This is a genomic window from Arthrobacter sp. UYEF36 (assembly GCF_040547025.1).
GTDB lineage: Bacteria > Actinomycetota > Actinomycetes > Actinomycetales > Micrococcaceae > Arthrobacter.
The window spans coordinates 71,747-93,971 of the sequence record NZ_JBEPOX010000012.1; the positions used below are offsets into that span (position 1 = coordinate 71,747).

16 protein-coding genes are annotated in these 22,225 nt (G+C 65.1%); 15 read left to right on the top strand and 1 reads right to left on the bottom strand.

Annotation, left to right across the window (positions count from 1 at the left end):
* The first annotated feature begins 58 nt into the window (after nucleotides 1-58).
* From ABIB29_RS16735 to ABIB29_RS16795, 13 genes are all read left to right on the top strand, one after another.
* On the top strand, nucleotides 59-742 hold the full coding sequence (locus tag ABIB29_RS16735) for a GntR family transcriptional regulator (protein WP_354173935.1): 684 nt from the start codon (nucleotides 59-61) through the stop codon (nucleotides 740-742).
* 206 nt (nucleotides 743-948) lie between these two features.
* Nucleotides 949-2,247, top strand: coding sequence for a serine hydroxymethyltransferase (gene glyA / locus ABIB29_RS16740; protein ID WP_354174002.1), 1,299 nt, complete (start codon nucleotides 949-951; stop codon nucleotides 2,245-2,247).
* A complete protein-coding gene (locus tag ABIB29_RS16745) occupies nucleotides 2,244-3,464 on the top strand; it encodes a sarcosine oxidase subunit beta family protein (protein WP_502915636.1) in 1,221 nt (406 codons plus the stop codon). The genes glyA and ABIB29_RS16745 overlap by 4 nt, the downstream gene beginning before the upstream one ends.
* 14 nt (nucleotides 3,465-3,478) lie before the next feature.
* Nucleotides 3,479-3,886, top strand: a complete 408-nt coding sequence (locus tag ABIB29_RS16750) for a sarcosine oxidase subunit delta (RefSeq protein ID WP_354173936.1) — start codon at nucleotides 3,479-3,481, stop codon at nucleotides 3,884-3,886.
* Entirely contained in the window at nucleotides 3,883-6,846 is a 2,964-nt protein-coding gene (locus ABIB29_RS16755; RefSeq protein WP_354173937.1) for a sarcosine oxidase subunit alpha family protein, read from the top strand. The genes ABIB29_RS16750 and ABIB29_RS16755 overlap by 4 nt, the downstream gene beginning before the upstream one ends.
* Complete coding sequence (locus ABIB29_RS16760) at nucleotides 6,839-7,474, top strand: sarcosine oxidase subunit gamma (protein ID WP_354173938.1); 636 nt, start codon at nucleotides 6,839-6,841, stop codon at nucleotides 7,472-7,474. Before ABIB29_RS16755 ends, ABIB29_RS16760 begins: the two co-directional genes overlap by 8 nt.
* Nucleotides 7,474-8,847 carry an L-serine ammonia-lyase gene (locus tag ABIB29_RS16765; protein ID WP_354173939.1) on the top strand — a complete coding sequence of 458 codons (1,374 nt, stop codon included), beginning with the start codon at nucleotides 7,474-7,476 and terminating at the stop codon, nucleotides 8,845-8,847. Before ABIB29_RS16760 ends, ABIB29_RS16765 begins: the two co-directional genes overlap by 1 nt.
* Before the next feature lie 103 nt (nucleotides 8,848-8,950).
* Complete coding sequence (pdxS, locus tag ABIB29_RS16770; RefSeq protein WP_354173940.1) at nucleotides 8,951-9,865, top strand: pyridoxal 5'-phosphate synthase lyase subunit PdxS; 915 nt, start codon at nucleotides 8,951-8,953, stop codon at nucleotides 9,863-9,865.
* A gap of 101 nt (nucleotides 9,866-9,966) precedes the next feature.
* Nucleotides 9,967-10,098 (top strand): hypothetical protein, encoded by a 132-nt coding sequence (locus tag ABIB29_RS16775; protein WP_354173941.1) that lies wholly within the window; start codon nucleotides 9,967-9,969, stop codon nucleotides 10,096-10,098.
* A 249-nt stretch (nucleotides 10,099-10,347) separates the two neighbouring features.
* Nucleotides 10,348-10,932: a TetR/AcrR family transcriptional regulator gene (locus tag ABIB29_RS16780; protein ID WP_354173942.1), complete on the top strand. Its 585-nt coding sequence runs from the start codon at nucleotides 10,348-10,350 to the stop codon at nucleotides 10,930-10,932.
* A gap of 331 nt (nucleotides 10,933-11,263) precedes the next feature.
* Nucleotides 11,264-12,967 (top strand): choline dehydrogenase, encoded by a 1,704-nt coding sequence (gene betA / locus ABIB29_RS16785; protein WP_354173943.1) that lies wholly within the window; start codon nucleotides 11,264-11,266, stop codon nucleotides 12,965-12,967.
* 33 nt (nucleotides 12,968-13,000) lie between these two features.
* Nucleotides 13,001-14,560, top strand: coding sequence for an aldehyde dehydrogenase family protein (locus tag ABIB29_RS16790; RefSeq protein WP_354173944.1), 1,560 nt, complete (start codon nucleotides 13,001-13,003; stop codon nucleotides 14,558-14,560).
* A gap of 156 nt (nucleotides 14,561-14,716) precedes the next feature.
* Nucleotides 14,717-16,267 carry an APC family permease gene (locus ABIB29_RS16795; RefSeq protein WP_354174004.1) on the top strand — a complete coding sequence of 517 codons (1,551 nt, stop codon included), beginning with the start codon at nucleotides 14,717-14,719 and terminating at the stop codon, nucleotides 16,265-16,267.
* 436 nt (nucleotides 16,268-16,703) lie between these two features.
* On the opposite strand, the gene ABIB29_RS16800 is transcribed toward ABIB29_RS16795, so the two are convergent.
* A complete protein-coding gene (locus ABIB29_RS16800; RefSeq protein ID WP_354173945.1) occupies nucleotides 16,704-17,858 on the bottom strand; it encodes an MFS transporter in 1,155 nt (384 codons plus the stop codon).
* A gap of 1,984 nt (nucleotides 17,859-19,842) precedes the next feature.
* Here ABIB29_RS16800 and ABIB29_RS16805 point away from each other — a divergent pair.
* Both ABIB29_RS16805 and ABIB29_RS16810 read left to right on the top strand, forming a co-directional pair.
* Nucleotides 19,843-20,271 carry an OsmC family protein gene (locus tag ABIB29_RS16805; protein WP_354173946.1) on the top strand — a complete coding sequence of 143 codons (429 nt, stop codon included), beginning with the start codon at nucleotides 19,843-19,845 and terminating at the stop codon, nucleotides 20,269-20,271.
* Nucleotides 20,268-21,908, top strand: a complete 1,641-nt coding sequence (locus ABIB29_RS16810; RefSeq protein WP_354173947.1) for a sodium:solute symporter family protein — start codon at nucleotides 20,268-20,270, stop codon at nucleotides 21,906-21,908. The genes ABIB29_RS16805 and ABIB29_RS16810 overlap by 4 nt, the downstream gene beginning before the upstream one ends.
* The last annotated feature ends 317 nt before the right edge of the window (nucleotides 21,909-22,225 follow it).

Below are 22,225 nucleotides of genomic sequence, written 5' to 3' on the forward strand. Positions count from 1 at the left end.
ATACTGGTCAGTGGGAGAGGTCAATAGCCTTCTCACTGGAATTGAAAGGGGTCCACGGATGGCTGTCGAAGCTTGGGTGAGTGCTGGTGATGATGCCGCAAGGAGGTCGTTGGCTGATGTGGCCTACGAACGCATTCGGGACCGGCTGCTGATGCTGGACATCAAACCCGGCGATCTACTTAATGATGACCAGCTCGCCAAGGACCTTGGCGTCGGGCGGACACCGGTGCGCGAAGCCTTGAAGCGGCTGGAGCTCGATCGCCTTGTTGTGTCCTACCCGCGGAGGGGAACTTTTGCGACGCGCGTGGAGGTTACTGACCTTGCGTTCATTTCCGAAATCCGCACGCAGCTTGAACCCCTTGCCGCGTCCCGGGCTGCGCGCGTGGCCACGGCGTCTGCCAGGGAGCAACTGCGCGAGGTCATGCGCGCCGTTGAGGCATTCGACGCGAGCGCAGCGTCCGTCGTTGAAACACTGCGGCTGGACGCCAGCGTGCACCGAGGCATCTATGCGGCCGCCGCCAATCCCCACCTCGAAGATGTCCTGATCCGCTACGACAACCTCGCAACACGAATCTGGTGCATGGTCCTGGATCGCCTGCCCGACCTGTCCCGGCACGTCCACGAGCATGTGGACCTGCTCCGTGCCGTTATCGACGGAGATGAGGCAGGGGCCGCTGAACTCGCACGGATCCACGTCAGTGGCTTCGAGCACGCGGTACGCGAAGCTCTTTTCGCCGCCTGAGGCGGGCGCCGCCGGCCACGAAACTAAAGCGCAGCCCTGAATGGGCTGCGCTTTAGCCCGTTCCGGGCCGCTTTGGTCCGCTGTGTGGCCCCCAGCCCCGCTGGCCAAACCGGTCGAAGAATCTGTTGACACCTACCGGCTCGGATAGCATACTTGAGTCACTGAACTAATATATCAACAGGATATTAGAGAGACTAGGAGACATGATGGTCGATGTTCTGACCCGCTCGCTCGCAGAGACCGATCCCCAGATCCACGCCGCTGTGCACCAGGAATTGCTGCGCCAGCAGGGCACACTGGAGATGATCGCCTCCGAAAACTTTGCGCCGACTGCCGTCATGGAAGCCCAGGGATCTGTGCTGACCAACAAGTATGCCGAGGGCTACCCCGGCAAGCGCTACTATGGCGGCTGCGAGCACGTCGACGTGGTCGAGCAGCTGGCCATCGACCGCCTCAAGTCACTCTTCGGCGCTGAATTCGCTAATGTCCAGCCCCACTCCGGCGCCCAGGCCAATGCAGCGGCGATGTTCGCTCTCATCCAGCCCGGCGACACCATCCTGGGGCTGAACCTCGCCCACGGTGGCCACTTGACACACGGGATGCGAATCAATTTCTCCGGCAAGCTCTACAAAGTGGTCCCTTACGGAGTCGCCGAAGACACCATGCTGATTGACATGGCTGAAGTCGAGCGCCTGGCGGTTGAGAACAAGCCCAAGCTGATCGTCGCCGGCTGGTCCGCTTACTCCCGGCAGCTGGACTTCGCCGAGTTCCGCCGTATCGCGGACTTGGTAGGTGCCTACCTGATGGTGGACATGGCGCATTTCGCAGGCCTGGTGGCCGCGGGGCTTCACCCCAACCCCGTGCCTCACGCCCACATCGTCACGAGCACCACCCACAAGACCCTTGGCGGCCCGCGCGGTGGTGTGATCCTGACCAACGACGCCAACATCGCCAAGAAGGTCAACTCCGCGGTGTTCCCCGGACAGCAGGGTGGCCCGCTCGAGCACGTCATTGCCGCGAAGGCTGTTGCGTTCAAGCTCGCTGCTGAGCCGTCGTTCCGCGACCGCCAGGAACGCACCCTGGAAGGCGCCCGCATCATCGCAGAACGCATGCTGTCCGCCGACGTTGCAGAGTCCGGCGTGACCGTAGTCAGCGGTGGCACTGACGTGCACCTGGTCCTGGTGGATCTGCGCAATTCGGAACTGGACGGCCAGCAGGGCGAAGACCGCCTGCACCGGATCGGCATCACGGTCAACCGCAACGCCGTTCCCTTCGACCCCCGCCCTCCCATGGTCTCCTCCGGGCTGCGGATCGGCACCCCCGCCCTGGCCACGCGCGGCTTCGGGAAGGCAGAATTCACCGAGGTCGCGGACATCATCGCCGCAGCACTCAAGCGCGAGTTCAGCGACGAGACCGTGGCGGAACTCCGGCAGCGGGTTGAAATCCTGGCCGGAAAGTTCCCCCTCTACCCCAACCTCTCCTCTGACGTGACCGAGGTGGCATGATGGCCGATCTGCTTCCGGAGCACCCGGAATTCCTCTGGCGCAACCCGGACCCCAAGAAGAGCTACGACGCCGTGATTGTGGGCGGCGGCGGGCACGGCCTCGCCACCGCCTACTACCTGGCCAAGAACCACGGGATGACCAACATCGCCGTCCTGGAAAAGGGCTGGCTCGCCGGCGGCAACATGGCCCGGAACACCACCATCATCCGCTCCAACTACCTCTGGGACGAAAGCGCGGCGATCTACGAGCACGCCCTCAAGCTCTGGGAGATCCTGCCGGAGGAGCTTGAGTACGACTTCCTGTTCAGCCAGCGCGGCGTCATGAACCTCGCCCACACCCTGGGCGACGTCCGCGAAAGCATCCGCCGGGTCGGTGCCAACAAGCTCAACGGCGTCGACGCCGAATGGCTGGACCCGCAGCAGGTCAAGGAACTCTGCCCCATTCTGAACATCAACGACAACATCCGCTACCCGGTCATGGGTGCCACCTACCAGCCGCGCGCCGGCATCGCCAAGCACGACCACGTCGCCTGGGCGTTCGCCCGCAAATGCGATGAACTCGGCGTGGACATCATCCAGAACTGCGAAGTCACCGGCTTCCTCAAGGACGGCAACCGCGTGGTGGGCGTCAAGACCAGCCGCGGCAACATCCACACCGAAAAGGTCGGCCTCTGCGCCGCCGGACACAGCTCGGTCCTCGCGGAAATGGCCGGCTTCCGGCTGCCGATCCAGTCCCACCCCCTCCAGGCCCTGGTGTCCGAACTCCACGAGCCCGTCCACCCGACCGTGGTCATGTCCAACCACGTGCACGTCTACGTCTCCCAGGCGCACAAGGGAGAACTGGTCATGGGCGCCGGCGTCGACTCCTACAACGGCTACGGCCAGCGCGGATCCTTCCACGTCATCGAGCACCAGATGGCAGCCGCCGTCGAACTCTTCCCCATCTTCGCCCGCGCCCACGTGCTCCGGACCTGGGGCGGGATCGTGGACACCACCCTGGACGCCTCGCCCATCGTGGGCACCTCCCCGGTGGAGAACATGTTCGTGAACTGCGGCTGGGGCACCGGCGGTTTCAAGGGCACCCCGGCCGCGGGACTGACGTTCGCGCACACCATCGCCACGGGAACGCCGCACGAACTGAACAAGCCGTTTGCGCTGGAGCGCTTCGAAACCGGCGCCCTGATCGACGAACACGGCGCCGCCGCCGTGGCCCACTAGAAAGAGGTACGGACATGCTCCTGATCCCCTGCCCCAACTGCGGCTCCCGCGACGAAACCGAATTCCACTACGGCGGCCAGGCCCACGTGCCCTACCCCGAAAACCCGGCGGAACTCACCGACCGTGTATGGGCCGAGTACCTGTTCTACCGGGACAACACCAAGGGCGCCTTCGCCGAACGCTGGCTGCACAGCACCGGCTGCCGGCAGTGGTTCAACATGCTCCGCGACACGGTCACCTACGAGATCCAGGCTGTCTACCCCGTGGGCGCCGCCCGTCCGGACAAAGCCGCCCCGGCACCTGAGTCCGGCACCGCCAGTACCGCCCCGGACAGCACCACCACCGGGACCGCGGCTCCGGACATCACCGGCACAAGCACAGCCCCCGCCAGCGCCACCGCCCCGGAAGGAGCAACCAAGTGACTTCCCAGAACGCCCGCCTCGACGCCGGCGGACGCATCGACCGCACCATCGCCTGGCGTTTCACCGTAGACGGCGAGGAACTCACGGGCCACCCCGGCGACACCCTCGCCTCGGCCTTGCTCGCCAACGGCCGCATCGCCGCCGGCAACTCGCTTTACGAGGACCGCGCCCGCGGCATCATGTCCGCCGGCGTGGAGGAATCCAACGCGCTGGTTCGTATTGAACCCCGGTTCCCGGGCCACGTGGCCGAGTCCATGCTCCCGGCCACTACCGTCACCCTGGTGGACGGCCTGAGAGCAGAGCTGCTCAACGGACTGGGCAAGCTGGACCCGGACGAGGACCGCGCCGAGTACGACAAGAAGTACGTCCACACCGACGTCCTGGTCATCGGCGGCGGCCCGGCGGGCCTGGCCGCCGCCCGCGAGGCCGTACGCGCCGGCGCCCGGGTCATCCTGATGGACGACCAGCCCGAGTTGGGAGGTTCGCTCCTGTCGGGGTCCACGGCTCCTGGCCTGGTCGAGACCATTGAAGGCAAGCCGGCCCTGGAATGGGTGGCGGACGTTGAAGCCGAATTGATTTCCGCTGCCGAGTGCACCGTCCTGAACCGCACCACCGCCTTCGGTGCCTACGACGCCAACTACGTCATCGCCGTCCAGAACCGCACCGACCACCTGTCCAGCCCCGCAGCATCCGGCGTGTCCCGCCAGCGGATCTGGCACGTGCGCGCCAACCAGGTGGTGGTTGCTCCCGGTGCCCACGAACGCCCGTTGGTGTTCGAGAACAACGACCGCCCCGGCATCATGCTCGCCTCGGCCGTCCGCACTTATCTCAACCGCTACGCCGTCGCGGCCGGGCAGCGCGCTCTCATCAGCACCACCAATGACAGCGCCTACGCCCTGGCTGCGGACCTGCAGGCCGCCGGCGTCAAGGTCGCCGCAGTCGTCGACGCCCGTGCCAAGTTGACGGACGTTGCTGCGGCCGCCGTCGAAGCAGGCACCCGGGTGCTGATCGGCAGCGCCGTTGCCAACACCACCGGCGCGGACTCCGGTGACGGCCGGCTCAACGCCGTCACGGTCCGCAGCATCAACGACGACGGCGAACTCACCTCCGGCATCGAAGAGGTCGCCTGCGATCTGCTGGCCGTTTCCGGTGGCTGGAGCCCGCTGGTCCACCTCCACTCCCAGCGGCAGGGCAAGCTGCGCTGGGACGACGAGCTCGCCGCTTTCGTGCCGAGCACCGTGGTCCCGAACCAGCAGACCATCGGTTCCGGCCGCGGCAGCTTCGAACTCGAGGACTGCCTGGCCGAGGGCACCTCCGCCGGAGCGTCGGCCGCCGTCGCCGCAGGCTTCAGCCCTGAAAATGCTGGCGCAGTCGTCGATCCGCTGGTCTTTTCGGAGCCGAAGGCCTCCGCCCCGACCCGGCAGCTGTGGCTGGTCCCGGGCCAGGAAGGCACGCCGGATGGCTGGCACCACCACTTCGTGGACTTCCAGCGCGACCAGTCCGTGGCCGACGTGCTGCGCTCCACCGGAGCCGGGTTGCGGTCCGTGGAACACATCAAGCGTTACACCTCGATCAGCACCGCCAACGACCAGGGCAAAACCTCTGGCGTTAACGCGATCGGCGTCATCGCCGCCGCGCTCCGCCAGGCCGGGGAAGCCTCGCGCGGGATCGGCGACATCGGCACCACCACCTACCGTGCACCTTTCACCCCGGTGGCGTTCGCAGCACTCGCCGGACGCCAGCGCGGAGAACTCTTCGACCCCGCCCGCGTCACCTCCATCCACCCGTGGCACGTCGCCCAGGGCGCCCTCTTCGAGGACGTCGGGCAGTGGAAGCGCCCATGGTACTATCCGCAGGCGGGGGAGGACATGGACGCCGCAGTGCTGCGAGAATGCGCCGCGGTCCGGGAATCGGTGGGCTTTATGGACGCCACCACCCTCGGCAAGATCGAAATCCGAGGCAAGGACGCCGGCGAGTTCCTGAACCGGATCTACACCAACGCGTTCAAGAAGCTCGCCCCGGGTTCCGCCCGCTACGGCGTGATGTGCATGGCAGACGGGATGATCTTCGACGACGGCGTCACGCTCCGTCTCGACGAGGACCGGTACTTCATGACCACCACCACCGGCGGCGCCGCCAAGGTCCTGGACTGGCTGGAGGAATGGCTGCAGACCGAATGGCCGGACCTGGACGTGCACTGCACGTCCGTCACGGAGCAGTGGTCCACCATCGCCGTCGTCGGACCGAAATCCCGCGCCGTCGTGGCGAAGCTGGCCCCGGAACTGGCCGCCGACGGCGGCCTCGACGCCGAGGCGTTCCCGTTCATGACGTTCAAGGAAACAACCCTCGCCTCCGGCGTGCGGGCCCGGATCTGCCGGATCTCTTTCTCCGGTGAACTGGCCTACGAGATCAACGTTCCGTCCTGGTACGGGCTGAACATCTGGGAAGCTGTGGCCGCCGCAGGGGCCGACTTCAACATCACCCCCTACGGCACCGAAACCATGCACGTGCTCCGCGCTGAAAAGGGTTACCCGATCGTCGGGCAGGACACCGACGGCACCGTCACCCCGCAGGACGCGGGCATGGAATGGGTGGTTTCCAAGGCCAAAGACTTCATCGGCAAGCGCTCCTACGCCCGCAAGGACGCCTGCCGCACCGACCGGAAGCACCTGGTCAGCGTCCTTCCCGTGGACAAGACGCTCCGGTTGCCCGAAGGCACCCAGCTGGTGGAAAAGGGGATTGCCACAAACCCCGCCGACGGCCCGGTCCCCATGCAGGGCTTCGTGACCTCGAGCTACCACAGCGCCGCCCTTGGACGTTCCTTTGGGCTGGCACTGATCAAGAATGGCCGCAACCGCATCGGTGAGACCCTCGTGGCCGCCGCCGGCGACCAGCTCGTTGATGTTGTCGTCGCAGAAACCGTACTTTATGACCCCGAAGGGACCCGCAAAGATGGCTAAGACAGCAGCACTGACAGGCGTCAATGGACTCCGGGACATCCGCCGCAGCCCCGCCTCCCACCTGGCCGAGGCCCTGAATGCCGGCTCCGTCCCGGGCAAGGTCGTCCTCAACGAAGGCCCGTTCCAGACCATGGTCGGAGTCCGCGTGGACCCCCGCTCCGAGGAAGGCTCGCAAATCGCCCGCGTAGCCGGCAACCTGCCGGCGCGCTGCGGCGAAGTGACCGGCACGGACAGCATCAGCGTCCTCTGGCTCGGACCTTCCGAGTTCCTGGTGGTGGCACCGGAAGCTGCCCATGATTCCTTGGGTGGCACCCTCATCGGATCCCTCGTGGAAGCACTGGGCGACGCCCCGGGCCAGGTGGTGGACCTCTCCGCGAACCGCACCACGTTCGAGCTCTCAGGCCCGCAGGCCCGGGCAGTTCTGGAAAAGGGCTGCGCCCTTGACCTGCACCCCCGCAGCTTCACCGCGGGAACAGCCCTGAACACCGAGGTGGGCAACATCCCGGTGGTCCTTGAGAAGACCGGGGAGGAAAGCTTCCGGCTCTTCCCACGCGCCTCCTTCGCAGACTTCCTGGGCCGGTGGCTCCTCGATGCAATGCGCGAGTACGACTCGCCGGAGGTCCCCTGATGGCGCTTAGCGTCCTGGATCTCTTTTCCGTTGGCATCGGGCCCTCGTCGTCACACACGGTCGGCCCGATGCGGGCGGCAAAGCTGTTCGCCGACGGACTCAAGGGCGACGGCCACCTGAGCGCCACCAAACGCGTCCAAGCTGAGTTGTTCGGTTCGCTGGGTGCCACCGGGCGCGGCCATGGCTCGGACAAGGCAGTGGTCCTGGGCTTCAAAGGGCTGGACCCGGAAACCGTGGACACCGCCACGGCTGATGACCAGGTGGCCGCCGCAGCCCTCGACGCCGAACTGTGGGTGTGCGGGGACCACCGGGTGGATTTCAACTGGGACGAGGACGTGGTGCTGCACCGGCGCAAGTCCCTCCCGGCCCACCCCAACGGAATGACCTTCCGGGCCCTCGACCACGGCGGGGCCGTCCTGAGCGAACGGAGCTTCTACTCCATCGGCGGCGGCTTTGTGGTGGACGGCGACGTCGACGCCGGCGACCGCGTGGTGGCCGACGCCACAGTCCTCCCCTTCCCGTTCACCACCGCCGACGAACTCCTGGAGATCTGCAAGCGCGAGGGCATGTCCATCTCCGACGTCATGCTCGCCAACGAACTCACGTGGCGCAGCGAAGCGGAACTCCGCGAAAAGCTGCTGGCACTGTGGGCGGTCATGCGCGAATGCGTGGACAACGGCTGCGCCGCGGAAGGGATCCTTCCCGGTGGACTGAACGTCAGGCGGCGCGCGCCGTCGCTCTTCCAGACCCTGACCGCGGACACAGGCGTCACCGATCCGCTGCGGGCCATGGAATGGGTGAACCTCTTTGCCCTTGCCGTCAACGAGGAAAACGCCGCGGGCGGCCGCATCGTCACCGCACCCACCAACGGCGCGGCGGGAATCGTCCCTGCCGTCCTGCACTACTACGTGAAGTTTGTTCCCGGCGCCAACGACGACGGCGTGGTCCGATTCCTCCTTGCGGCGGCCGCCGTCGGAATCCTCTTCAAGATCAACGCCTCCATCTCCGGAGCCGAAGTGGGCTGCCAAGGCGAGGTGGGCTCGGCCTGCTCCATGGCGGCCGCCGGCCTCTGCGAGGTCCTGGCCGGCACGCCCGAACAAGTGGAAAACGCCGCGGAAGTGGGGATCGAACACAACCTCGGCCTGACTTGCGATCCCGTGGGCGGCCTGGTGCAGATCCCCTGCATCGAACGGAACGCCATCGCCAGCGTGAAGGCCATCAATGCCGCGAGGCTGTCCCTGCACGGGGACGGCAGCCACAAAGTCTCCCTCGACAAAGCCATCAAAACCATGCGCGAGACAGGAGCGGACATGAAAACCAAGTACAAGGAAACCTCCCGCGGGGGTCTCGCTGTCAACGTGATCGAGTGCTGAGCCCTGAAGCACCGGTAGCCCCCAAGTGTGAACAAGCACCCAGGCATTCATCCCATTAGTAGATGCCTGGCTTCGCAGGCATCCCGCCCCTTTGGAGCAAAAAGTGTCCCTTAGACCACCCTCATACGAACATTTCACTGTCGCCGGCAGCAACTGCGTCAAGCGCGGCATGGCGGAGATGCTCAAGGGCGGCGTCATCATGGACGTCGTCAACGTCGAGCAGGCCCGCATCGCTGAGGATGCCGGGGCCGTGGCTGTCATGGCGCTGGAACGCGTTCCCGCCGACATCCGCGCCCAGGGCGGCGTGTCCCGCATGTCCGATCCGGACATGATCGAGGCGATCATCGCCGCCGTGTCCATCCCGGTCATGGCCAAGGTCCGGATCGGCCACTTCGTCGAGGCCCAGGTCATTCAGACCCTCGGTGTGGATTACATCGACGAGTCCGAGGTCCTGACCCCGGCCGACTACGCCAACCACATCGACAAGTGGAACTTCACGATTCCCTTCGTCTGCGGCGCTACGAACCTCGGTGAGGCCCTGCGCCGCATCAACGAGGGCGCGGCGATGATCCGCTCCAAGGGTGAAGCCGGCACCGGCGACGTCTCCAACGCCACCACCCACATGCGCCAGATCCGCTCCGAGATCAAGAGGCTCGCCGGCATGGCCGAGGACGAGCTCTACGTCGCCGCCAAGGAACTGCAGGCCCCGTACGAACTGGTCAAGGAAGTTGCCACCACCGGCAAGCTCCCCGTCGTCCTGTTCACCGCCGGCGGCATCGCCACCCCGGCCGACGCCGCGATGATGATGCAGCTCGGCGCCGCCGGTGTGTTCGTCGGCTCCGGCATCTTCAAGTCCGGCAACCCGGCCCAGCGTGCCGCCGCCGTCGTGAAGGCCACCACCTTCTTCGACGACCCGGAAGAGATCGCCAAGGCCTCCCGCGGCCTGGGCGAGGCCATGGTCGGCATCAACGTGGACGAGATCCCGCAGCCGCACCGCCTCGCCGAACGCGGCTGGTAAAGCACGTCATGTTGGGTATGAGCCCAAGCAAGACCTCGGCCGGACGGGGGCCGCGTAGCGACTGGGCCCGGCTGACGGGTCACACGGTAGAGGTGTGGCTCTTGGGGGAGCACATCATGACCGGCGTCGTGGAACAAGCCGCGGACGACGACTCCGTCCTTTGGATCGCGGCCGCCGGAGCCAGCACGCGAAAGCTCTTCGACAAGCCGACGGGATACCGGATCCTCGCCTAGCCGCTCAGGGTAGGTCCCTTCCTCCGGTCGACAGACGATGTCGCTTCCGGAGCTGCCGCCAATCCCTGGGTAACCGGGCAGGAGGCTCCAAGATGGCCATCGCATGGAGTGGTACTTCCACCCGGAAGCAGTCTCCCGGGCATGGCAAAATGCAATCACTCGGCTGCTTTTGGCGCCAGTCGTGCGCGTTGGAGCAGGGCGTCCTGTCCGCGGGATGCACCGTCACGATTTTGGCCATATTCTGGCCAAGTGATTACAAACACCATGAAGTCGGGCCAACAGGTTGACAGGCAGGCGCGCATTCTCGAAGCGGCACTGGAGCTGCTGTCGCGCCACGGCATCTCAGGTGTCAATATGCGCGCGGTGGCCCGGGAAGCCGGCGTCGCACTCGGGCTGGTGAACTACTATTTCGAAGACAAGATGAGCCTCATCCGTGCGGTCTTGCACCAGATTGACGAACGCGATGTCAAGCTGGTCGCCCCCGATCCGGCATCGCCCCCCGACGGGCAGCTCCAGAAGGCTCTTCGCCGCGTTGCAGACCCGGAATTCCTCACCACCGAACATCTGTCCCTGCGCCTCCACCTCTGGGCTCTTGCGCAGGCCCATGACGACTTTGCGCTGATTAATGCGGCGGCCTTCGAGCGGTACCTCAGTGGACTCGCGGCGCTGATAGGCAATGCGAAACCTGAACTTTCCAGTGATGAATGCAGGGTGCGGGCGGCGGACATCGTTGTCGTGCAAAACGGGATGTGGCTGACAGCGCTCCTGGGCGTGGACGAGGCCTCCATCCAAAGGAGCATCGCCCGTACTGAGGAGATCGCCTTCGCCGCCTAGCGGGGGATTGCCCAGGAATTCCGTGATGGCGCCACCGCCTTCTCCAACGACGCTGGAACTCTTCACGCCCGGTCTCCGCACGGCCGCCAGTCCCTGGCCCGTACCGGGCCGCCATAGCCCATGCGCGTAACAAACAACTTTCCTGAACGCTTGTCCAGTACTGCTATTGAACACTTGTTCAAGTTGCATTACTGTTCAGCGGTATGACCTACACCACACCAGCGACGTCTTGCGGTTTCTCCGGAGCGCCACGGTGTACCGCCAGTTCCCGGAAGCAGGATCACCGGCCCTGGGCGGAAGATCTGCGCCGGGCAGAAGGAGAGTTTGCAGCATGACAAAAACCAACTACGACTACGTCATCGTCGGTGGCGGAAGCGCGGGGTCCGTGCTTGCCAACCGTCTGAGCGATGGGGGCCAGAGCAGTGTCCTGGTCCTCGAAGCGGGGCGGAGCGACTACCCCTGGGACCTCTTCATCCAGATGCCCGCCGCGCTGACCTTTCCCAGCGGCAATCCTTTGTATGACTGGCGATACCAGTCGGACCCCGAGCCTCACATGGGCGGTCGTCGGGTAGCGCACGCACGCGGCAAGGTGCTGGGCGGCTCCAGCTCAATCAACGGCATGATCTTCCAGCGCGGAAACCCTCTCGACTACGAACGCTGGGGCGCGGACGCCGGGATGGAAACATGGGACTACGCGCATTGCCTGCCGTACTTCAACAGGATGGAAAACGCGTCCGCCGCGGACCCGGACGATGAACTGCGCGGGCACTCAGGCCCCCTCGTGCTGGAACGCGGCCCGGCCACGAACCCCCTGTTCCAGGCTTTCTTCGCCGCCGCCCAGGAAGCCGGGTACCCGCTGACGGATGACGTCAACGGTTACCGTCAGGAAGGCTTCGCGGCATTTGACCGCAACGTCCACAAAGGCCAGCGGCTCTCGGCGTCCCGCGCCTACCTCCGGCCTAATTTCGGCCGGGACAACTTGACCGTCCTGACCCGGGCCTTGGTCACCAAGGTCAACTTCACGGGCAACGTGGCTACCGGCGTCACTTACCGCCGCAACGGCAGGACCCACCAGGTGAACGCAGGCGAAGTGATCCTCGCAGGCGGCGCCATCAACACCCCACAGCTGCTCCAGCTCTCCGGGGTTGGAGACGCGACCCACCTGAACTCCCTGGGCATCAACTCCGTTGTCAACCTGCCCGGCGTCGGCGAAAACCTCCAGGACCACCTCGAGGTCTACATCCAGCACGCCTGCACCCAGCCGGTCTCCATGCAGCCGAACCTTGACCTGTGGCGCTACCCGCTGATCGGGCTTCAGTGGCTGCTGGGCCGGACGGGACCGGCAGCCACCAACCACTTCGAGGGCGGCGGCTTCGTCCGCTCCAACGAGGATGTTGCGTACCCGAACCTGATGTTCCATTTCCTCCCGGTCGCAGTCCGCTACGACGGCCAGAAGGCCGATGCCAAGCACGGCTACCAGGTGCACATCGGCCCCATGTACTCTGACTCCCGCGGCACCCTCAAGATCAAGTCCACCGATCCCACCGTGCACCCGTCCATGGTGTTCAACTATCTCTCCACGGACCAGGACCGCCGCGAATGGGTTGAGGCCGTTCGTGTTGCCCGTGACATCCTGGGCCAGTCCGCCATGGTCCCCTTCAGCGGGGGCGAGCTGTCTCCGGGTCGGGCCGTGCAGACGGACGCGGAGATCCTCGACTGGGTTGCCCGCGACGCCGAAACAGCACTCCACCCGTCCTGCACTGCGAAGATGGGCCCCGATTCCGATCCCATGGCTGTAGTGAACCCGCTGGACATGACCGTGCACGGCACCAGGGGCCTCCGCGTGGTGGACGCCTCCGCAATGCCCTATGTCACCAACGGCAACATCTACGCGCCTGTCATGATGCTCGCTGAAAAGGCCGCCGACCTGATCGCCGGCAATGCACCTTTGGCGCCGCAGCACACGGAGTTCTACCGGCACGGCGTCAGCCCGCTGGAGCGTAACGGCAACGCCGCCCCTGCGGCCAGGGGCTAGGAATGATGGATGCACACACCAGAAGGAGAGACAATGACTGCCACAGCTGAGCAAGTCCATCAGGCCGGGAAATCACGGGATCCCATCAAGGGCCTTTACATCGGCGGAGCCTGGCAGCAGGCGTCCGACGGCGGCACCACATCCGTGCGCTGCCCGGCAGACGGTCACGAAGTGGCAGTGGTCGTGTCGTCCACCGTCGAGGATGCCGAGCGGGCGATCGCCAGTGCACGGGCAACGTTCGATGGCGGCCCGTGGCGCAGGCTCACGGATATCGAGCGGGGTAGCGTGCTGCTTCGCGTGGCCGACCTGCTTGAGCGGGACAAGTCCGCCTATGCCCGGGCGGAGGCGCTCGACACCGGCAAACGCCTCGTCGAGGCCGAGTACGACATAGACGACATTGCTGCCTGCTTCCGCTACTACGGAAAGATCGCAGGCCTCGACGCCGGCCGGGTGATCGACACGGGCCGGCCCAACGCCATCAGCCGTGTGGTCTACGAGCCGCTCGGTGTCTGTGCCCTCATCGCACCGTGGAACTACCCGCTCCTCCAGGCTGCATGGAAGGTGGCGCCAGCACTCGTCGCCGGAAACTCGTTCGTGCTGAAGCCCAGCGAGCTCACACCGTCCACTTCGATCCTGCTCATGGAAACCCTCGAGGAGGCAGGCGTCCCTGCCGGCGTCGCCAATCTCGTCACCGGACCCGGCTCGACGGTGGGCGGCCCACTCAGCTCCGACCCGCGCGTCGACCTCGTCTCCCTGACCGGAAGCCTGGCCACAGGCCAGACGATCATGGCCGCGGCCGCGGAGACAGTGAAGAACGTCGCCTTCGAACTCGGCGGGAAGAACCCGAACGTCGTCTTCGCGGACGCGGACTGGGACGCCGCCGTCGACAACGCCCTGACTGCCGTTTTCCTGCACTCCGGGCAGGTCTGCTCGGCAGGGGCGCGGCTCGTCGTCGAGGAGTCGATTGCAGACCGCTTTGTGGCCGAGATCGTGGAACGGGCGAAAAAGATCCGGATGGGCGGGCCGTTCGATCCCGACGCCGAGACCGGGCCGCTCATTTCCGCCAAGCACCGGGACCAGGTCCACGCCTACGTACAGGCCGGCATTGCGGAGGGCGCCGAGCTACTGTGTGGCGGCTACATCCCTGACGAGGGACCGCTCGCCGACGGTTACTTCTACCCGCCCACCGTACTCGGCAACTGCCGCTCCGGCATGAGCGTACTGCGCGAGGAGTCATTCGGCCCGGTGCTGACCATCGAGAGGTTCCGGACCGAGGATCAGGCCATCGCAATCGCAAACGATACAGAGTACGGCCTGGCCGGCGCGGTATGGACATCGGACGCCTCTAAAGCGCAGCGCGTCGCCGGCGCCCTCCGGCACGGAACCGTGTGGATCAACGACTACCACCCGTACGTCCCCCAGGCTGAGTGGGGAGGCTTCGGGAAGTCCGGGATCGGCCGTGAACTCGGCCGGGCGGGCCTCAACGAGTACCGCGAGGCAAAGCACATCTGGCAGAACATCCAGCCCGCACCCAGCGGCTGGTTCGGCCAGGCTCCGGCTCCGAAGGAAACGGGGGAGGGCACAGCCAACTAGGCAACAGCATTGGGAAACAGCCGGGCGCCACGACGGCGCGGCGCCCGGTCGCTTGGTTTCATCTGCGTCCAAAGCGGCCGCAAATCACCACCATCGTGCTTTTTTGACTTAGGAGTTCAATTGAAAGAACCCAGCAAGAGTACTGATTCAAGCGGCATGGACCAGTTCGGCTATGCCCAGACCCTGGACCGAAGCATCGGCAAGTTCGCCAGCTTCGCGGCCGGAGTCAGCTACATCTCCATCCTTACCGGCGTTTTTCAACTCTTCTATTTCGGTTTCGCGATGGCCGGCCCGGCCTACGCCTGGTCCTGGCCGCTTGTCTTCGCCGGGCAGCTGATGGTGGCCTTATGCTTCGCAGAACTGGCAGGGCGTTACCCTGTGGCCGGTTCGGTCTACAACTGGGCCAAGAGGCTCTCCTCCGGCACCTTCGCCTGGCTGGCCGGGTGGCTATTGTTAATTTCCTCAATTGTGGCCCTGGGCGCCGTGGCACTGGCCCTCCAGCTCACCCTGCCCCAGATCTGGTCCGGGTTTCAGATCATCGGTGACGGCACCGGCGCCTACGACTTCGCCCTCAACGGGGTACTGCTAGCGAGCATCATGATCGGCATCTCCACCCTCATCAACGCCTTCGGCGTGAAACTCATGACCAAGATCAACAGCGTAGGCGTCCTCGTTGAACTTGTTGCCGCGGTGTTGCTTATCCTCGCACTTGCATGGCACATGGTCCGCGGACCCGGTATCCTCTTCGAAACCACCGGGTTTGGGGCGGACCACCCCTTGGGCTTCTTCGGAGTGTTCATCATCGGCGCCATGGCATCGGGCTACGTGATGTACGGCTTTGATACTGCCAGCTCCCTCGGCGAGGAGACGAAGGACCCGAAGCGCACGGCACCCAGGGCCATCCTGCGGGCGATCACCGCATCCTTTGTGCTGGGCGGACTGATCCTGCTCACCGGACTCCTCGCGGCCCCGGACCTAAATGATCCCAAGCTAGGCTCTGCTGACGGCGGCCTGCAATACATAGTGCTCTCCGTGCTGGGCGGCCCCTTCGGCAAAGCCTTCCTGCTGTGCATCGTGGTGGCCATCATGGTCTGTACGCTGGCCGTCCACGCCGCCGCCATCCGCATGATGTTTGCAATGGCCCGGGACAACAACCTTCCGTTCAGCCGCCACCTGGGCAAGGTACACCCCGTCCGGAAGACCCCAACGGTCGCCGCCATCGTGATCGGAATCATCGCGATCGTCCCGCTGATCGTGAACGTCTCCCAGCCCGCCATCTTCACCATCCTCTCCAGCATCAGCATTGTCCTGATCTACCTTTCCTACCTGCTGGTGACCGTGCCCATGCTTCGGAACCGCCTGGCCAAAAAGTGGCCGTTGCCTGATGACGGCACCGAGCCCGGCTTCAGCCTGGGCAAATGGGGACTGCCGGTGAACATCCTCGCGGTCCTGTGGGGCGGCGCCATGACACTGAACCTCATCTGGCCACGCCCGGAAATTTACAACTCCGTGGCGCCTTTCGAGTGGTACCTGCAGTGGGGCGGGGTTCTCTTCGTCGCTGCCGTCACCCTCACCGGCGTCCTGATGTACCGACTGAAGCTTCGGCACCAGACGGGTGTCCTCGCCGGGCATGCAGCCGCAACCGCAGCACCTCCGTCGCTGGGCTCCGCGGAGACGAAATCGGAAGTGCCCATTAGCGTGATGTAACGGCCCGGCTCCCGGACGTGAGGCGGGCACCGCGTGATTCTTGAAACGACCTACCAAAGTACGTTTCGAAAAGAGCTCACGCGGTGCCCGCACCCCATGTTGTCGATCCTGCCCGTTTTCTGTCAGAACAACTCGAGCAGGCATCTCGGGATCTGGTGCGATCCATGCTGACCACCTTCATGAACGCGCTGATGACCGGCCGCCGAGGAGGACGCCAATGCCGTGCACGTCGTCACGTCCTAGAACGGCCATCGCTCCACCGTCCCGGTCGTGGCCGGATGGAAAGACCTGTGCTTCACGCTCCGGTACACCGGCTACGGAGCGTTATCGGCGCCCAAGGGCCCGATGACGGAGGATCAGAAGGCCGAGCGGAAACCCTGATCGAAAATAACACGCTGATGCAGTCGGCTACCTTGCTCTGCACTATCGTGGGCAGCTAATTCGTTTTCCCTGCCGATGACCGATGCAGCATCAGCGTTACCCCGCTCAGTAGTGACACCACGGCGGTGAGAGCGAGCAATGGCCCCAGCCCCAGGGCAGGGATCACCGCGCCGGCGAGGGCCGGCGCTGCGACTGAACTGATGGCTCCCACAACCAAGCAGCCCGTGAACGCGTCACCTGCGCGGTCGGGCATCAGCTCGGCGGTCCAGACCGCGAGTACCGCCGATCCTGTCATGTACCCCGCACCGAAAATACACGCTGAGACCGCCGTCGCGGTCAGGGAGTCGCTGGCCAAGCCGAGGAGCGCCAGCGCCGCACCGACGGTCACGAGGCACAGGGCGGCGACCCGAGAGGTGCCCAGCCGCTGCGCGGCGGCCCCGGTCGCTACGCCCACCATGCCGCTGAGGCCGATAGCGGCGTAGAGCGCCGGGACGGCTGCCGCGGGGAGCGCTCCGCGGTCCAGGATGTCCGCGGCGTAGGTGAAGTAGATGACGACGACCGCGAAGTAAACCACCGAGTAGGCGGCAGGGACTCGTAGCGCTCTCGTCAGTGAGGAGGTACCGCGCGGTCCGTCCGGGCGCGGGTCTGGCCTGGCCCGCGGTACCAGGCGGAGGTTCACGGCCGCGGCGGCCACCGCGGCAAGGGCGGTACCGGCCCAGACCAGGCGCCATGAACCGAGCGCAGCCAGGACGGCCAGGCCACCCAGCAGTACCAGTCCGCCGCTGGTACCGGTCGTGATGATGGCCAACGTTCTTGGTTGCTGCCGCAAGGGCACCGAACGGGTCACGATGTCGGAGTAGGGCGCCCAAACCCAGCCGCCTGCGCTGCCGGCTAATATGACACCGAGGGCGAGCAGCCAGGGCGACTGGGCGACCGTTACGATCACCGCTCCCAGAGCGCCGCAGGCGCCGCCTACGGTCGTCGGTGTACGCGACCCGTGGCGGGCGGCGAGAGGTCCCGTGAGCAGCAGGCCGGCGAGATAGCCTGCGAATGTAGCGCTGGCGACCAGGCCGAGCACCAGCTCGGAAAGCCCCAAGTCCTGCCGGATGTCGGGCAGCGTCAGGCCATAGGCGTATCGGGCCATGCCGAAGGCGACCCCGACCACCGCCGCACCGGCCAAACCGACGCGGCCACCCGCGGAGAGCTTCATGAATACCCCTCGTCCTGCGCCGTGCGCTGTCGTCCTGACGCGCTCGGCCTTCAAAGTCATCAGGCAGCAGTTCGGTGTGGACTTAGCGGTCCTCGCGAGCCAGCACCGAGCCTTACCTTACCGATGGCTCGTCGACGCAGTCGTCAGGTGCGTACCCTCGGCATGTCGAGGGGTGTTCTGCTGCCCGCTTTGGGCGCGGACGGGTGATGAACCCAGTGCCGGAGAGTCCAAGCCGTCGGACGAGACTGGCGCACCGCAGCCCGTTGGATCCGGTTCGGACGTCCAGCGTCACCGGCACATGTAAGAAATCAGCGCGGGCCTGGACTTCGTTATGAGCCACGACGCCGGGCTGCCGAAGCGCCTTGAGGATGCCAAAGTTCTCGCTCGAATACGACGACATCATCGCCTTGCCAGGTGAACGGCTCCGGCCGCCGAATCTTCGCTGCTTTGCAGTCGATTTCCCCGCTGGCATTGATGATTCGGTCAGGAAGAGCTGCGGTCCAGCATGCCGACGCAGAGTGTCCTGGTTTGCTCGAGGGCTTCGCCCGGTGTCACCGCCGGCCGAAAAGTGAGCGATTTCGCCGTCACTATGGCTCAGTTTTCGACCGTCGCCGGCACGCATCGTTCAAGAAGTCTCTCCCTCATGGCTCCCTTGTTCCACCAACGCTTCGCATCGTTGGGGTGCCCCTAGAGCCATCGCTGGCGCGAGTGACTCCAGCTTCCCGCCGTCCTGCCGGCCGTCGGACAGAGTGCGTGCCGCGCCGGTGATGAGGATCCCGGCGGCCGTATACATGAGTGGCAAACCCGGGTAACCGGGCATCTGGATTCTTTTGCCCTACTACCCAAGCCCCGTGAACCCGCCATGCAAGGTGAAAATCCCGCTTGTCAGAGAAAAATTCATAGGCAGGGGATCAGGACTACATGTGGAAGGTCCTCGAACTGCTCGCGTTGCCTTGGTCCGGGCACCGCGACTTCAACCCCGACTGGGCAGTTTGAGGGTTCTCGCCGTTGCGTTCATTACCCCGGGCCGTGTTGGCCCCGGGCTTCGCGAATCTTGTGGACAAGTTCTGTGACGGGCTCATGATCTCAGCGGCGTCATACATGTCGGCCACGCGTTGGCGCCTTGATGCGGCGGTTTGAGCGCGCCAGAAGATCGCAGCATCCTGTCCGCCCTGCAACGCGATGAACTCCTCCGTCCTGGTCGCCAGCGCGGTGGCGGGAGCTACGCCCTCGACGTAGACCTCAAGTCCCAGGTTTAGTGCGCTGCCGCCTAGGAATTCGGCGTACTCACGCACGGATTGCACGACGGCGAAGCTCGCAGGATTGCCGGCATCGGCGGATAGCCTGGTTTAGTATCGAGCCGAGCCGTCTCCGTCGACGATTCCGGCCGGCACCCTAACGGTGACGACCCGCCACAATTCAAGGGTCCGGTTGGCGAAGAGGGCCCGACCCTGCCGCCCGCTGGAGACGACTTGGACCCGTTCACCCCGGAAGGGTACGCACCGTGCAAGGTGCCATCTTCGTCCCCCGCTTGAGGGGCACCCTCCCGGCGCCTCACGGACCCGGCAGTGCGGGCATTGCCGCCAGTTCTCTGGTGCCGGCCGAAGGACGGTGAAGCCAGGGGCCGCCGTGCGGTTGTGCGTCGTTTATTACGGCGCGGTTTGGTGTCCGGTACGGATATGCCGTTATGTGTCGTGTACTGACCATCCCGAGCGGCCGAGAGACCTGGATCGATGACGCCGCAGCAACCCTGGCCGCCGGGACCTTCCGCGGGTTCCGGTGACAACAAGGGGCAAAGCCGTGGGACGCGGTCTGACCTCGTAGGCCAGACCGGAAGGCTTGCTCCGTAGGGTGCTACCGCCAGGACCGATGGAGTGATTTGATGAACGCAGTGTCTGTCCCCACGCCCGCCGCCGCCCTGGCTGTGAAGGTGCCCCGCCCCTGGATGAAACCGGTGCGTGCCGCTGGTTCCTGGCAGGGCTCAATGACCACCGAAGTCCAGGTGCGGAAGTTTAGCTTCCGCACAGACGAGCCCATTGCGGTGGGCGGCACCAACCAGGCTCCCACTCCGATGGAGGTCGTCGCCGGAGCGGTCAACGGCTGCATCACGGTCGTCATTGAGACGGTCGCCAAGGAACTGGGCATAAGACTCGAGCAAGTAGAAACAGAATCTATTGCCTTCATGGATTCTCGAGGTTTTCACGGCACGGCCGAAGTGTCGCCTCATTTCCATGAGTACACTCTTCGCATCCTGGTAGTGACGCCGGAACCAAAGGCGTCGCTCGCCGGGTTCCGAACACAGGTGGAAAAACGCTGCCCCGCGCTGAACCTGCTCCGTGATGCCGGCGTTCCCGTGGACCTGCTCTGGGAATTCTCCGTGGAGCCGTTTCCAGCCGTGGAGGCCAGCGAATGACCGCCCCCGGACTCTGGACGATCGGTCTGGCAGTCGGATACACCCTGCTCCTTGCCATCGGTGGGCGTTATGTTCAGCGCCGGGCGGCCGCGGGGGAGGGCAACGGAGGCTTTTTCGTCGGCGGCCGCACGTTCAGTCCGTGGACCGTGGCTTTCTGCATCACCGGACTGTTTTCCGGCTCCTCCTATATCGCCATCATGGAGCTCAGCTACAGGACGGGAATTTCGGCGGTCTGGTATGGCGTGGCCGAAACGGTCCAGGTCTTGCTGATAGCGCTGCTGCTGGTGAAACCATTGCGCGAGAAGCTGGTCGTGACCGTAACGGGGATTATCGGCGACCGTTTTGGGCGCGCGGCGCAGGCCGTCGCTGGCATCATTACGGCATTCACCTTTCCCATGTGGTCTGTCGCCACAGCCATCGCCTTCGCGTCGGCCCTCCACGCCTTCACCGACCTGTCAATCTACGCTTCTATCATCGTCACGGCGGTGCTTCTGCTGGTTTTCCTCTGGTCTGGCGGGATGAGGGCCGTTGCCTTCACCCAGACCATGAACTGTTTCGTTTTCGTCGCCATGTTGATTGTTGGGGTGGCAGCGTTCCTGATCAACCCGGGCTTTGCAGGGCTCCGCCACCTCGCCCTTGAACGGCCGGGAATGCTTGATCTTTACGGCGCCGGTCCCACCCTCATCGCTGCCTGGTTCGGGACCTTCATCGTGAACGTGATCTTGGCCCAAGCCGCTTTTCAAATGACGATGTCGTGCCGGACGCCGGAGGAGGGACGCAAGGGTCTATTCATGGCCGCGAGCTTTGGTATCCCGCTGATCGTCGTCGGCGTTCTGCTGGGCACCGCAGCAGCCGTCGTCGTACCTAATCAGAACCTGCCCCTGGTGGCGGTTCCCGTCTACATCGCGCAGGTTCTTCCCGCACCGCTGGCCGGCGTCTTCTTCTTAGGAATCTGGGCCTGCGCTCTCGGCTGGGCCGGACCTTGCCAGTTCTCCGGCGCCACCAGCCTGGGCCGCGATGTGGGAAGCGCGTTGCGCCCGCGCGCCAGCGAGCAGGACTTGATCCGTTACACCCGCTGGTCTCTGGTCCTGCTGACTGTCCTGATGATCGTTTTCGCTTTCCTACGCACAGAACAGTCCGCCTGGTGGAACGTTCTGGCCTGGACTCTTCGCAACGGTGCGACTTTGGCGCCGGTTCTTGCAGCGTTCTTCTGGCCGCTGGCTACTCGCCGCGCGGCGCTTGCGGCCATGATTGTCGGTTTCGCGGCAGGGTTGATTTGGTACCAGCTGGGTGGATGGTCTCCAAGCAAGTTCCACCTCGGGATCCATCCGGTCTGGGTCGGGATGTCGCTGAACGTGGTGGTCCTGATCGGGGTCACCCTGGGCAGCGTTCGCTGGCGGGTCACGGGAAATGGCGTGCGGAGGCGGCGCGGATTTGTTGCCGCTGCGCTCTGCCTGGCCGCCATCGGGATGGCCGGTCTCAACGCGCCGTTACTCGGATCCTCCGGGTTTTTGGGGCTGGCGGCCTTCGTTATCGTCGTTCTGGGAGCGATTGCCACGTTCTTGCTAACCCAGGCATCTGAGAGGCAGCAGGACAACGACATTCCAGCGAACACCGAACGTCAGGTCACCGTTTAACCGGCCCCCCAGGGCGCCGGCGGGGCCGTGCATGCGGAACCCCGGATCGCTCGCCGCTCGGCAGCGGTTGGGCCGATGGGCGGTTCGGTGAACACGTCCAGGGCCGCGGGCATTTTCTTAGGGCCCGCAAACCAACGCGTGCGGGGCCTTTTGCTCGTCGTGACGATCCCCAGGGCCAGGGCCAGGGCCAGTGGCCAGCGGGGTCGAGTCCTACAGTGGTGCCATTCGGTACGGAAGGCTAGGCCCTCCTGCTGGAGCAGAACCGGGGGTAACGTCGCGTGGCGACAGCTCACCACAGTCGCAATCGATGACCGAGC